Source organism: Pedobacter sp. KH_004, assembly GCF_057840755.1.
The window spans coordinates 1,621,258-1,635,427 of record NZ_CM174519.1 but is presented as its reverse complement, the minus strand read 5'-3'; the positions used below and the strand labels follow the sequence as shown (position 1 = coordinate 1,635,427).

At 38.8% G+C, this 14,170-nt stretch carries 7 protein-coding genes; all 7 read right to left on the bottom strand.

The features are described 5' to 3' along the window. Nucleotides 1–75: 75 nt before the first annotated feature. Nucleotides 76–531: a hypothetical protein gene (locus tag AC3ITD_RS06875; protein ID WP_489365214.1), complete on the bottom strand. Its 456-nt coding sequence runs from the start codon at nucleotides 529–531 to the stop codon at nucleotides 76–78. A 490-nt stretch (nucleotides 532–1,021) separates the two neighbouring features. Further along, nucleotides 1,022–2,767, bottom strand: a complete 1,746-nt coding sequence (locus AC3ITD_RS06870) for a RagB/SusD family nutrient uptake outer membrane protein (RefSeq protein ID WP_489365212.1) — start codon at nucleotides 2,765–2,767, stop codon at nucleotides 1,022–1,024. 24 nt (nucleotides 2,768–2,791) lie between these two features. Beyond that, nucleotides 2,792–6,049, bottom strand: a complete 3,258-nt coding sequence (locus AC3ITD_RS06865) for a SusC/RagA family TonB-linked outer membrane protein (RefSeq protein WP_489365210.1) — start codon at nucleotides 6,047–6,049, stop codon at nucleotides 2,792–2,794. A 19-nt stretch (nucleotides 6,050–6,068) separates the two neighbouring features. Then, on the bottom strand, nucleotides 6,069–7,511 hold the full coding sequence (locus AC3ITD_RS06860) for a fasciclin domain-containing protein (RefSeq protein ID WP_489365208.1): 1,443 nt from the start codon (nucleotides 7,509–7,511) through the stop codon (nucleotides 6,069–6,071). A gap of 60 nt (nucleotides 7,512–7,571) precedes the next feature. Continuing rightward, nucleotides 7,572–9,383 carry a fasciclin domain-containing protein gene (locus tag AC3ITD_RS06855; protein ID WP_489365206.1) on the bottom strand — a complete coding sequence of 604 codons (1,812 nt, stop codon included), beginning with the start codon at nucleotides 9,381–9,383 and terminating at the stop codon, nucleotides 7,572–7,574. Nucleotides 9,384–9,387: 4 nt separating this feature from the next. Next, complete coding sequence (locus AC3ITD_RS06850; RefSeq protein WP_489365204.1) at nucleotides 9,388–10,863, bottom strand: RagB/SusD family nutrient uptake outer membrane protein; 1,476 nt, start codon at nucleotides 10,861–10,863, stop codon at nucleotides 9,388–9,390. A gap of 10 nt (nucleotides 10,864–10,873) precedes the next feature. Then, entirely contained in the window at nucleotides 10,874–14,167 is a 3,294-nt protein-coding gene (locus tag AC3ITD_RS06845; RefSeq protein ID WP_489365202.1) for a SusC/RagA family TonB-linked outer membrane protein, read from the bottom strand. Between the last annotated feature and the right edge of the window lie 3 nt (nucleotides 14,168–14,170).

Sequence of the window (14,170 nt, the reverse complement as noted above, 5' to 3'; positions counted from 1 at the left end):
GGGCAACGAATTGCGTCCTGTAGTATCCTGCCATTTGAAGAATGCGAAACCTAGGCTAAACGACTTGTGCCCTAACTATGGTTCTCTGCTTAAATATATAGTCTTTACACCCTTGGCAGCTACCTGATTTTTTCCATAAATGAGTTGGGCCTTATCATTAATTTGTGCGGAAATGACCATCACATTGCTCGACTTCTCATCAACTATCCAGTTATTGAAGGTGGCAATGGCAGCATTTTCAATGATAAGCGATCTTGTACCCACCGTATTGAGCACTTTATAATTTGATGTTCTAACATCGGCATTGACATCGTTGAATAATTTAATTTGACTTTGATCAAAGGTCCAATAAGTTTTAATGGCGTCTGCAACGGAATGGCTAACCACTTCTCCCGATGAATTGTAGAGGATGATATCGTAGCCGCCGGTTGACCATTTTCCTTTTATTGTTTCGGTAGTAGTTTCATTGTTGTCTTTTTTACAGGAAAAGAAGCAACAAATCATTACAAAGGCTAGAAAATTATTTCTCATATCATTTTGGATTAATGTTAAAGATAAATATTCTTAATAAAAACACAAAGCTTTCATTTAAAAGCAGTTGGATAATTAGCAGGGGGATAGATTTTTTTTTTATAAAACCTTTAAAAACAGAAAAGGACAATCCATCCGGAACTGTCCCCTTTTCTAACCAAATATATACCTGTTATGAGTCAGGTAATTTTTTATGTTTGCAGCCTCTACGACTGAAATTATCTTGTATATAACGTGATGCAGTTATGCTCTTTATTTCCAGAAATTCATATTTAAAAATCGAAACCAGATGAGTGCTGTTGGTTTGCTTTTGATGAATATTTGGTTAAAGAGCCTTGCTTATTTTCAGAATTTCACTTCCTTCAAAGCCAATTTAAAACGTTAGACAAATCTAAGTTATTTTTTACTAATAAATATATTATTTATATAAAAAATTTTCAATCTAAAAACCTTCATTGCTGATGAAGGTTTTTAGATTGAATCTTCGTGTTTATTTCCATTCAAATGGTAAATACCAATTTTCAGGGTTTAGCAACTTTGCTCTAGCTGCACTAGCTGCTGGATCTCCATCTTTTAAAAGCTTTTGGTAAACCCTTTCCGCTAAAAAAGCAGGGTTATTTTGGCGTCGGGCTATGCGCACTAAATCTGGCCAGCGATTGCCTTCGAAAGCCAATTCTAAAGCACCTTCATCAATCAGCTTTCCTTCTAAACCAATCATATCGGTTTGCAAACTTGCATCAAGCGGAGTTAGGCCAGCCCGGTTACGAATACCTGTATTACGGTACCATGGGCTTTTATAATCATTATTATTTCTGGCATCCAGATAGTACGGTGCCGGATAAGGCGTTTGCATGGTATTGATTTCATCAAATGACACTGGCGTAGGTGCTCCAGCTGATGAACGTGTACCGGTGTAAAAAGTATTGGCAATACCGATGTTTAATAATGCCCAACCCAATTTGCTCTTACCATCACGATTAGCCGCTTCCGAATAACGTAAATGCAATAATCCAGCACGATAAATACCCCATTTACCTCCTTTGTTTAGGTTTGTAACTGGGATAACATTATCTGTTAACTTAGTAATGGCCGGTCCCGAAGCAGTAGTTTCATAAGATAGTCTACCTCTCGCATCGTAAGGAATACCACTGTTCTGTCTTTGCGCATTCCAATTATCGATAGCGGCTTTTGACGGTTTTATCAGGTATTTACCATATACTGGAGAACACAACTCGATCATCGGATTACCCGGCTTGAAACTCGAACTGTAAGGAATACCCCAGAAAAACTCTGAATTCCATACGTTATTGGTGTTCTGAGCACTAAACATGCTTTTCCAGCCTTGATCATACAGCAAAGTACTTTCGTCTTGATATTTCGCATAGCGTACGGCCTGATCATTGTAGGCAGAATTTCCATAATAAACTACTTTATAGGAGTCAAAAGCAATGTTAATATTAGTATTGTTGTTTTCAACGTTCAATATCTTACTATAATTCTCTGCTGCTTTTAAATAGTTATTGCTCCACAAATATAAATCACCAAGTACAAATGGTTTACAAATAAATATCTTTTGTGTATTGTTTCCATCTATTGTAATCACCAATGGATTTCCTGTTGGGTAAGCGTACACTTCCTTGTAAGGTAATTTCTCAGTAAAATCAATAAGTTTTGTTAAAAGCTCCTCAAAAGAAATACGTGGATATGCCGACAGGTTTTTAATATCCTCTACATTCTCTACCGGATTTGTAATATAGGGAACGCTACCATATTGAATCCCCAACTGCAGATAAATCCAGCTCCTTAATGCGCCAATATCAGAGTAGTGTTTGTTGTAATCATCCACACTCATGCGGAAGTCGTCCCGCATCAATTGGAAATTCTTCAAAGCGTCATTACAGTTTAAAATTACTTTGTAATATGGCCTCGGATCTATGTAAGGATTATCTTTAGTAACGCTGTGGTTAGCCAGTTGTTTTAAATAAGGATCGGCATTTGCTGTAACGTTTACCAAATCAGCTCTCAACTCATTTTGAAGGATATATGTTTTTTGTAAACCCAGGAACTGACCGTAAATACCGATCACTGCGGCATCGGCGTCAGTAGAATTTCGGTAAGCATTTGATATATCAAGCGTCGCTTCTGGCTCTTCATCTATTATTTTTTTGCAAGACCATGAACCTGTTGCAAGCAGGGCTACTGCTAAAAGGGCAATAACTTTTTTATTAAAATCCATCTTCATCTTTTTATCAATTATCAATTATAAACCAATTCTAACACCCAATTGAACCGATCTGAACTGTGGCTCTAAAGTGGTATCTACACCTTGAGTGAAAATACTTCCAGTAGCGCTAAACTCAGGATCGTAGCCCAGGTATTTGGTTAGGGTAAGTAAATTATTTCCGGTGGCATAAATTCTAGCATATTTAATCGCTTTCGTTTTTAAAGGCACGTTGTAGGTTAAATTTACCGAACGTAAACGCAGGTACGAACCATCTTCAATCCAACGATCAGAAAACTGAGCATTGCCCATCGGATCGCCAAAGCTGGCTTTAGGTACATTGGTAATCTGCCCCTCGCCTCTCCAACGGTTTCTCATAATTTCTGATTGGTTGTAATAAGCATTTCCCGATTCGAGCACAGAGCGTGTGTAGTTGTAAAGGTCACTTCCTAATACGAAAGAAACCAATACATCCAGTGTCCAGTTTTTGTATCCAACGGTATTATTGAAACTTCCAAAAAGATCTGGATTTGGATTTCCAATCACTACTCGATCAGCTCCGTTGATGATTTTATCGCCATTGGTATCGATAAACCTCATATCGCCACCTTTAAAGGGTTCGGTTACCCCTGCACTATTTACAATAGATAATCCTGAAGCTGTAGCTTCGGCATCCGTAGCGTAAACACCATTGGTGCGCTGACCGTAAAATAAATTAGCTGTTTCGCCAACTCTTGTTAAGTATGTGCCGTTTGCATAACTGGTAACGATATCGTTTCCATTGGATAAACTTTGAATTTTATTTCTGTATAGGCCTAGATTAATGCCTAAATCCCATTTTATTTTTTTGTTTACTACACGGGCATTCAAACCAAAATCAAAGCCATTGGTTTGCATACCTCCTTGATTATCAACGTAAGAATCTACACCAGCAATTGAAGTAACCGGAATATAATTTAGCATTTTACTGGTGGTATGTACATAATAATCCAAACTCATGCTTAAACGCTCATTAAAAAAGGAACCATCTACGCCAACATTAAACTTGGCTACACGTTCCCACTGGATATTTGGATTGGCCACATTGCCGCGAACCACACCTTGGAGACCCAATAAATTTTGCGAAACATAATATTGTCTGTTATTATAGTTTCCGATATCATCATTCCCTACAATGCCATAACTAGCCCGAAGTTTCAGTAGATCTACACCTTTATAACCTTGCATAAAATCTTCTGATGATACAATCCAGGCACCGCTTAACGCCGGTAAAAGAGCCGTTTTGCCACCAAATAAATTTAATCCATAACCACTTTTACTTGCTGATGTGGTACCATCACTTCTACCAAAACGTGATGAGGCATCTGCCGCTACAGCCAGACTTAAAAAGTACTTGTCTTTATAACTGTAATCTGTAGTGAAGTAGGTATTTAGAGAACTCCAATTGCCTATGTCTCCACCAAAAAATCGTAGGGCAGCATTACTGTTGCCAATACTAATCAACACATCAGTTGCAGAATTGTAACCTATGGCAAAATCCTGTTCGCTAGAATTTTTTGAATAACGCGTACCCAAACTCATTTTTAAGTTGTGATCTTTGGCGAATGTTTTGTTGAATGCGAAGCGAAAATCATTAAAAACGTTTGAATAACGAATTACTTGAGAACCCAACTTGCTATCGCCGATGGTATTTTCTAACACCTCATTTGTTACGCCTTTACGAGGGATAAACAAAGTTTCCTGTGTTTTATCGTACGTTAGGCCGGTTAAATTAGATATTTTGAAATTTTTATTGAATTCATAGTTGAACACGATGTTACCAAAGAAACGGTAAGCTTTCTTCTGATTCAATCCCTTTTCTATTAATGCTCTGGGATTACTTACCCCTAGTGTATCCGCCTCTGCAAGATTTGGAGAAACTGCGCCGGTAGCACTAATTTCATTTTTGGCAAGAAAAGGTGCTTTTACCAACGATAAAAATATTGGGTTGGTACGTGGAGCAATCCCCTGGTCTTTTAAGCTTTGCTCCGTATAGCTAAAAGATAAATTTGTACTTGCCTGAAGCTTCTTCGTTAAATTTAAATCACTGTTGAAGCGCATGTGATAGTTTGTGTTATTCGTTGAATCGATAACACTTTTATTTTTCGAGTAACCTGCAGAAAGTGCATATTTAGCGATGTTATCACCACCACTTACTTTAAGAAAATAGTTTTGATTGAAACTACGTTTGAAAACTTCTTTTTGCCAATCGGTATTTTGGTGATACATGGCATAAGTTGGGTTGGTGGCTTGGTTTGGATCATCGTTCATGTAAGGCAATGCTGCAATAGCACTATTGCTCAAACCACGGCTTTGCAAAATATCAGAAAGATAAGTTCTAAAATCACCTCCATTCATTACCGAAAGTTTTTTTGGCACCAGGTTGATACTGCTATAGGCCGCAAAATCTATTTGAGTAGCCAAATCTTTAGCATGGTTGGTGGTAATAATCATTACCCCATTGGCAGCTTTGGTTCCATAAACTGCTGCCGCTGCTGCATCTTTAATTAAGCTCACACTTTCAATATCGTGAACATCAATAAACTGTAGCGGATTATTGCGGTGCCCTGCAGTTAAAGAAGAGCCATAAGAATTGGCGTCGAAAATCATTCCATCAACCACGTACAAAGGCTGATTGGTTGCATAAAGTGAAGTGAAGCCTCTAACGAATAAATCGGCTCCAATTCCAGGGGTTCCTGATCTTCTAATAGAATTTAACCCTGCCATTCTTCCTTGCAAATAACTGTCAGGCGTTTCTGCATTTACTGTCCAGCCACCTTGCGGATTGGCATAAGAAATAGCTGATGAAGTTCTGGCCAGGTTTTGGGTACCCGATGGCAACACCACCTCGGTAAACACGGAAGCAAAAGAGCTCGGGTAAATTTTAATCGTTGCGAGTTTACCTTTGTGAACAGCCAGCAACTTGGTGTGGTAACCAATATTACTAATGGTGATTGTTGCATTATAATCTGGAACAGTAATCGCGAAGCGACCTTTATCATCGGTTAGGGCACCAGAAAAATCTGTTACGGTTAATTTTACACCGGTAACAGGTTTATTGGTTGCGCCATCTACTACGATGCCGGTTATTTTCTGTCCGACAAGCTTTTTAACTTTCACTTTAACCGTTGTGGTATCGGTGCTGTACTTACTTGTATCTGTTGTGGTGGTATCTGTCTGCGCAAAAACCGCAGTAGCAAACATCATTCCGAACAGTGTAAGTGAAATTCTTTTTTTTACGATGGTAAAATTATACATAGTCAATTTATAATTCAGATTATGGAAGAATAGGTTCAAATCTCAAATAATCCAATATGAGCGTACTTACATTTTTAGCTGTGCTAGCGGCACTGGTTAACCTGAGATCTAATAACCCGAATTGCTTAGGCGTAAATTCGCCCATGTAAACCTCATCATAATTGAGTGGCGTTACATTATGAATGGCGAATAAATCATAAACAGGAGCTGTTGGCGTAGAGGTTAATGGGTTGAAGATATGATAGCGCTGTGTAAATGCTGCAACCTGTGCATCGCCTGCGGCACCTGCAACTGCCCGGGCATAAACTTTATATTTAGCCACCGGCACGTTACTTCTTAAGTACCTGATGTAATATTCTGATACGCTGTGGTCATAAACCTCAATATCTTTATATTGAACTCCCTTATTATCTAATTTAGTTCTGTATAGCGTATTTCCATCCCTGTTTATTCTGAAACTAAAAGGAAGTTCTCCCTCAATTTTGAATGTAGGTACTTTATCCTTTAGTCTAAAAGGAAGTGCACTCATTACATGTACAATTCCGTTACTTGCTTTGTAAGATTTTACTATTGCAGCTTTACTGATAGGAATTTTAACGCCTCGTGTTGAAAGCAACGTATCAGGCAATTTATCTGCGGTATATAAGCCTTTCACGGTGAAGTCGCTTACTAATCCCAGTTTATCGAAAAGAGAATAGTATGGCGTAAGCTTTGCTGTTTCACTATTGAAAGCAGCATCCTGAAGCATAAAAAACGTGTACTGTTGATTTTCGGTTCGAAGATCGGCCACGGTAGTCCAGTACAAATTTCTGGAAACCATTGGTGGATTGGCTGCAAAAATCGGGTTACCCGAATTATTATAACCAATGATCACTGCATTAGCGGTATCAATAACCATTGATGAGATATTGCTGATGTAGTTAGTCTGCAGTGGTGCATCCGCACTGCTTAACATGTACTCCCATACATTAAGTTTAGTTGGAACAGCTTTATCAATGGTGTATAACGCACCGTTTTTAACAAATTGACCACCACCTGTAACAGCAGCTTCTTCAAATGTGTTGCCTACCAGTGTAGCGAATTTTTTATTGATCAACTGAATGCGTAAAGTATCTGAAGCGGTTTTTGGAGCCATCACAGTAGTTAAAGCTATGTGGTTCGCTACAAAATCTTTTAGCTTTGCCGGATCGGATGAAATTGCAGCATCTAAAGAATTTAACGCGTCGTTTGTTGGTGCCCAAACCGTATAATTTTGAGATGATGCCAACAGTTTGTCGTAACCTGTACTGCGTACAAAATCACTGAACTTACTTAAATTAGATTGCGCAGATAGTTTCTGAAAAACGTCGATCGTGTTATCAACATTCACAATTTCTGTATGCTCTTCCAATACGTCTTTACATGCACTTAGCCAAAAAATGGTACTAAGCAGCAATATGGTGTGAAGTATATTTCTTTTCATTGATAATTTTCTTTTGGTTAGAATTCGTTTGCCGGAGTGTTGCCACCCCGGCTTAATAAGTTATGGGCGGTTAAACACTGTTCCAAAGGTTGAAAAACGTGGATAATTCTGGTCGGCATCAACAGGAATAAAATGAATCATATCCAAATAGGTTGCATTACTAAGACCGGCGTTGCTTACTACCGTTAACCTTACCCAGTGCCTGTCGGTAGTTTGAATATCGGCTGTGCCCGCAAGTCGACCAACGAGTTGATCCCATCCAGAACCGTTTATAGAAACTTCTCCCCTTGCTGTACCCTGGAAATCGGCAGTTGTTGCCATGTAACGTTTGTAACCGTTAGTTAACATTAAAGCATCTGCTGATGGTAGCGTGGCCGTTGTTGCACTAATACCGGAAGAACCCAAGTATTGTCTAAAATCGACTAAATTTGGCAGAATTTGTTCCCCTGGCCTACCGACATCCACACCAACTTGAAATAAGTTTGAATTTCCGTTTTGAGCATAACATATCCATATTTTGTATTTTCCTTTTACCAACATCGGCGTGCGGATGTCGATGTATTGAAGCCTTGCTGTACTTGCTCCCATCGATAGATTGAAAAAATCGTTGTATGCATACTTACGGGTTGCATTCGGTACGATTACCCTTTCATAATTATTTGGCTGAGTTACTTTAGAAAGGTCGTTTCCAAACTGTAAGCCATTTACCGTGCTTAAGCCGTTTGCGTTAAGAGGTATTGTTCCCGCAGCTGCACCTCTCCACTTAGGGTTAATTCTCAAATCTGCATGATCAGAAACATCAAAATAAACGGCAGATTGTACCCTCACTTTTATTGCAAATGGTTTTTTCACTTCATGCGATACGCCATTTGACGCCGTTACATCGCTAAAGGTTCTATTTAGTTCAACACCAGGTTCTACTACTCCATTAAATTCATCTTCATTCAGCAAAATTTTCTGTCCAGAAAATTTGGTTGTGATCACCTCTTTAGGTGCCAATGTATAAATTGCTGGCGAGCTAATGATATCAGGTGTGTAAGACGGACCTGTAGAAATGTGATAAGCCATGTATAACCATAAACTATCAGCATGATTTTTAGGATCTCCCGTTTTTGAATATCTGCTTTTAAAACTAGCGTAGCTCGAATATCCTGCAGCTTTCAAAGCAGAGTCTGACTCTAAAATTAAGGTTTGAAAGCGACGTGTGGTATCTTTCGCTGCAGCGCCATCAATGTTTAGTGAATCGTAAAACCCTGTTTCTTTTAAGGCCTGAGTAAAATAGCTGTAACGAGAATTGGCTTCAACACTTTTGGCTAATGTTAAAGTTGCTGGTACAAGTACATGATCTAACACATGGATAATTCCATTGCCTACTCTAATATTCGACTTTGTTAATTTGGCAATCTTGTTTACCACGTAACTACTTATCCCGCCTTGGTTAACTGCACCTGTTTGAAGATATTGACCATACAATGTTATCTGCGGTAACTTGCCATCGGTAAAACGGTTCGTTGCTACAGTATCAGGCAGAATATGAAACTTAATCATATCTCTGGCTTCATCTACCGTTAAATCTGCAACCGCAGCTTTTCCTTTTGCTTTTAGCCATGCCGTTACGGCCACGTTATCTGGCGTAAACAAGGTGTATTTTCCGTAGGCACCTAAAAAACCTGTTGTGGCAGATCGGTCCATGATTTGTCTCATCATGGAAAACTGATCAGGATAGCGGTCTAGATATCCTGTAATATTTACATCATCTGTAGTTGTTAAAGTAAGCGATTCTCTTTTACAAGCATTTATAAATACAAATGTAAAAGCTAACACAACCATCATGATGATTGCATTGCGGCCATTTAAATTATTTTTCATCATGCTATTATTTGGTGTAAAATGGATTTTGAACAAGTTGAGGATCAGCAAAAAGTTCTGCCTCATGAATTGGAAAATAGTGACTGTTAACGTCTCTAAACTTAGTAATTGCTGATTGTTGTAGTGCTGGGTTAACGGTTTGAGCCACTATAATTAATAAAAGATCAAGTCGTTTGTAATTATCGCGTTTCGCTATGCGAAGAAGATCGTACCAGCGTTTTCCTTCGAATGCAAATTCTCGGGCACGTTCAGCTAAGATATAATCAGATATTGCATCTTTATCGCCAGGATCTACCGTTTGCGAAGTGGCTACAACGGCTCCTCTTTTTAACCTAATTTCTTCAATTAAAGCAAGTGCCTCTGCACCTCTGCTGGTTTCGGCAAGGGCTTCAGCTTTCATTAGCATCAAATCAGAAATACGGTAAACCTGCCAGTTGATGAATGTTACGGCATCGGTTCCCCATTTAACAACCGCTAAATCCGAACCTCGGTAAAAGGCTTCTTCTCTAATATCATAAAACCTGGTTGGGTCAACATCATCAGGAATAAAAACATCACTACCCAGGTATGAACTAGCCAAAAATCTTTTAGGAGATCTTCCTAATGCATTAAACAAAGGACTGCTAACGGACGACTTATTATTGAACTCAAAAACCGTTTCGATAGAACTTCCGTTAAAAAACACGTTGAAGTACCACGAAGAGGCTGCTGACTGTAAGGCGAAACGTTGCGAATTAATTACTTTATTACATTCCTGAATGCAGCCTTCGTAATTGTCCATCCACAGGTAAACATCAGCCAACACTGAATTTACAGTAAATTTGGTCACCCTGCCTTTATCTGTTACCGTATTGCCAAAAGTAGTAACTGCCCCAGCTTCCGCTTTTTTTAAGTCGTTTACAACTTGAGTTAAAATGGCTGCTGCCGATGTTTTAGGCAAATCTTGTAAATCGGTATCTCTTGTGGTTGCCGTTAATTTTAAAGGCACATCGCGATAGCTTTTTACCAGATAGAAATACATCAGGCTTCTTAACGTTAACACTTCACTTAAATAGGCATTAAGCTGTTCTACACTAAGCGTTGGATCGATTTCACGAACCGATGGTGCATTATCAATAACCGTGTTGCAGAAATTGATGGTGCGGTAAAATGCATTCCAGCGACTCAATGAATTGCTTTGCGTAATATTTACATTAAAAATATCAGTTTCATCATTTAAGGCTCCAGGTCCCGGATCAATCATATCGGCTCTTATCTCACCAAAAACAAAAATGTTTTCGATTAAAGATCTCTCATTTACCCCAGGAGGCGGCGCCAGCAAAGACGCATAGCAACCGGCTACTGCAGCCTGAATATCTTCTTTGGTTTTCCAAAAACCTTGTCTGGTGATGCCATCACGAGGTTGTGTATCCAACCATTTTTTACATGAGCTCGACATGATCAGCACCATGACAACAGCCGCACTATATATAATTTTTTTCATTTTTTGCTGATTAAAAGTTTGCTGTTAAACCTAGGGTGATTGTTTTTATCGGAGGTGTGGTAGAGTTATCTACTACTGTTGAAAAGGTAGATAACTTAACAGGAACCTCGGGATCTTGTCCGGTATATTTGGTGAAGGTTAAGATATTTTCCATCATGATATTGGCACTTAAACCCCTTACCCCGATACGTCTCAATAAATTTTTGCTGAAATCATATTTTAGGGTGATACTTCTCAAACGCAAATAAGAACCATCTTCCACATATCTATCCGATCCTAAAAAGTTATAACCCGTTGCATAAGTAGCACGAGGAATATCGGTGATATCACCTTCTGCCCTCCATCTGCGTAGCACTGCTGTACTTTGATTATTAAAACCGTACATACTGGTGGTATTAATTTTTGTTCCGTTGATGATTTGATACCCCGTTCTGTAGGTAAAGTTGGCACCTAAGCGCAGGTTACCATTAAAAGTGATTGCCGTACCAAAACCACCAGTTAAATTAGGGTTACCATTACCTAGATAGACAATATCTTTATAATCGATATTTCCATCGTGATTAATATCTTCATACATGGCATCGCCTGGCTGGAAAACATAATCGATAGATGGATAAGCGAAACGCATAAATATCTGCTGGCCATTCGGACCTACGATCTGATTACCGTTTTCATCCAGGGCAATTGTTGAATTTTTATCAACATAAACACCTTTAAATTTAAATCCATAGAATGAACCAAATGGGTTATTTTCCTGCAAATAAACCTTGAAAGCGTTATTGGTAGTTATCCGAGCGTTATTTTCTCTAGGCACCAATGGCGAGATCTCACGAATCATATTCTCATTGTGTGAAATGTTAAAATTCACATCAATACGAAGTTTCTTTAATTTGACTGGCGTGTAAAACAAACTGAATTCCCATCCCTGGTTATCCATTGTACCCACATTCATATCTACTCCGGAGTAACCATTGTAGGTAGGAATAGCGATGCCATTATAAAATAAATCAGTTGTACGTTTGCGGTAAACATCAATATCCATATTTAATGAATTCTTTAATAAAACCACCGTTAAACCAACGTTAGACTGCGTTACTTTTTCCCATCTTAAATCTGATAATTCAATATTAGATGGATATACACCCGACGATCCTAAGTAACTGAAACCATAATTCTGGTAAGTATTGAAGTAAGAATAATCGTTTCGTGGAGCATTACCAACCACACCATAACTTGCTCTTAAAGCTAAATTATCAATGTATTTAGTAGTGTTTTTCATGAATGGCTCTCCAGAAATTCTCCAAAGAACAGATGCCGATGGAAATAAACCGTAGCGATTATTAGGGCCAAATTTAGAGTTTCCATCTCCCCTAACTCCACCATTTACAATATAACGATCCATGAATTTATACTGCGCACTTACTAATAAACCAACAGAACGGCTTTGCGAAAATGAAGAATAAGCGGAGCCAGTTTGATTCGTTCTGCCATCAATGGAAGGATCGGCTAAAAAGGAAGAAGCTGTATTGGTTGCAAACATTCCTTGTCCTGTTCTTCTGCTGTCGTTACTATCAAATCTGGCAAAAGTGATTAAATCGTGGTTTTTGCCCAATGTTGGCGTATATGCCAAAGTGATATTGGTAGCCATAGTAAACGAATCACCATCAGAATCTCCGGCATAATTCACTACAGCTTCAGAGAATGGACGACCTGTGGCTACTTGAGGTAAAAACTTTTTAACTTTTGTATTATTGATATCAGCCTGGAAATTTGCATTTAATCTCAACTTATCAGGGATGATTTGATATTGTAAACTAAATTTAGGAATTATCCGCTCTCCCAATTGCTGATTACTTGCTGCGAGCGCCATAGCCAACGGATTATAGGTTCCTAAAACACGGGAATTTGCAAAATCGTATACAAAGCCTCCCTGTGCGGTTGTAGCCGGACTAAAGTAGTTTGAGGTAATGTTTCCATATTCGTCATACTCATACACGGCCTGATTAGGCATTTTGGTATAAGCCACATCTCTCACATTTGCGTCTCTTGATCCACTTGGATAAAGGTTTTTGTTATCAATGTGGGTGTAAGCGATATCTGCACTGAAACGAATCTTGGTTGATACGGTATAATCTAAATTTACCCTTGCACTTAAACGACCCAAACTCGTTCCAACAGTTGTACCATTTTGATTAAAATAATTGACTGATGCACGGTATTTTGCTTTCTCACCACCACCCGAGATCGATAAGTTATGATCTTGTAGATAACCAATTCTGGTAATGCTTTCTAACCAATTGGTGTTATTGCTGTAATTGTAGTAATTGTAAGGATCGTTGCGATCGTACTGAAACTGTTTTGCAAAATCAGAAGTAGCAAATTGTCTGCCCGCATTGTAAAACTCTTCTAAAATTAACGAGGAATATTGATTACCCGTTAACATTGGTATCGCACTTGGCTGCTTTGAATAAGAACCTTTGAAGTTGTACGAAATGCTAGGAGGACCCAAAACACCTCTTTTAGTATTAATTACCAATACGCCGTTTGCAGCTCTCGAACCCCAAACCGCGGTTGCAGCAGCATCTTTTAAAACGCTGATGTCTTTGATATCAGATGGTGCAATGTTTAAAAGCTGACCATAATTATTTTCGTCTGATGTAGCGAAGTTAAAATCAGATGGAATAGTGATGTCGTAAGGCATACCATCTACCACAATTAAAGGATCTACCGCACCATTGATTGACGATGTACCCCGAATCCTGATCTGCATGGGTGCACCTGGATCTCCGCTACTGGCCGCGATATCTAAACCCGCTAACCTTCCTTGCAAAGCCTGATCAATTGATGCAGCTTGCATATCTTCCAATTCTTTTGCATTGATGGTACCTACTGCCGAGGTTTGATCTCGCTTATCGATACTCATACCACTCCCGTTATCCGTTTTAGCCCGCGATACAATTTGAACTTCCTCCATTTGGTTGTCTGCAGATTCTAATTGAAAATTGATCACTGCTTTATCAATGGCAATAGGTGCCGTAGATTTATAGCCAATGTAGGAAACCATGATCCTATAAGTTTTATCATTAACTGGAAGTGAATAGTTTCCATCAATATCAGTGGAAACGCCTTTCATTACCCTGCGGTCTTTATCTACAATGGTTACAGAGGCACCAATAATGGGCTGGCGATCTTTCTTGTCGATTACTTTCCCCTTCACATAATTGATTTGCTGTGCAGATGCGATAGAAGACAACAGCAAACAGCATAGTAAAATAAAAATACTATATGTATATTTCTTAGTCATGTT